Source organism: Pseudoalteromonas sp. SANK 73390, from assembly GCF_054966645.1.
The window spans coordinates 1-1170 of the sequence record NZ_ARPN01000090.1 but is presented as its reverse complement, the minus strand read 5'-3'; the positions used below and the strand labels follow the sequence as shown (position 1 = coordinate 1170).

Genomic DNA, 1170 nt, shown 5'->3' with positions numbered 1-1170 from the left:
GTTCGCAGCCGCAGCTTCGGTGGTATGTTTAGCCCCGTTACATCTTCCGCGCAGGCCGACTCGACTAGTGAGCTATTACGCTTTCTTTAAAGGGTGGCTGCTTCTAAGCCAACCTCCTAGCTGTTTTAGCCTTCCCACATCGTTTCCCACTTAACATACACTTTGGGACCTTAGCTGGCGGTCTGGGTTGTTTCCCTCTTCACGACGGACGTTAGCACCCGCCGTGTGTCTCCCGGATATTACTTTACGGTATTCGGAGTTTGCAAAGGGTTGGTAAGTCGGGATGACCCCCTAGCCTTAACAGTGCTCTACCCCCGTAAGTATTCGTCCGAGGCTCTACCTAAATAGATTTCGGGGAGAACCAGCTATCTCCCGGTTTGATTAGCCTTTCACTCCTAGCCACAGGTCATCCCCTAACTTTTCAACGTTAGTGGGTTCGGTCCTCCAGTTGATGTTACTCAACCTTCAACCTGCCCATGGCTAGATCACCGGGTTTCGGGTCTATACCTTGCAACTACGCGCCCAGTTAAGACTCGCTTTCGCTACGGCTTCCCTATTCGGTTAACCTCGCTACAAAATATAAGTCGCTGACCCATTATACAAAAGGTACGCAGTCACCCAACAAGTGGGCTCCTACTGCTTGTACGTACACGGTTTCAGGTTCTATTTCACTCCCCTCACAGGGGTTCTTTTCGCCTTTCCCTCACGGTACTGGTTCACTATCGGTCAGTTGGGAGTATTTAGCCTTAGATGATGGTCCACCTATATTCAGTCAAAGTTTCACGTGCTCCGACCTACTCGATTTCACTTAAGATAAGTTTTTGTGTACGGGACTATCACCCTGTATCGTGGCACTTTCCAGAGCCTTCCACTAACTACACTCAAGCTTAAGGGCTGTTCCGATTTCGCTCGCCGCTACTTTCGGAATCTCGGTTGATTTCTTTTCCTACGGGTACTTAGATGTTTCAGTTCTCCGCGTTCGCCTCATATGGCTATGTATTCACCATATGATACCTGTAAACAGGTGGGTTTCCCCATTCGGAAATCCTAGTCTCAAGTGCCTCTTACTGGCTCAACTAGGCTTATCGCAAGTTAGTACGTCCTTCATCGCCTCCAACTGCCAAGGCATCCACCGTGTACGCTTAGTCACTTAACCATACAACCCAAAGT

Annotated in this window: 1 rRNA gene; it reads right to left on the bottom strand. The window is 49.2% G+C overall.

What is annotated here, in order from left to right:
• Positions 1 to 1156 (bottom strand): 23S ribosomal RNA (locus tag SANK73390_RS11355); the annotation flags it as partial.
• Positions 1157 to 1170: the final 14 nt, after the last annotated feature.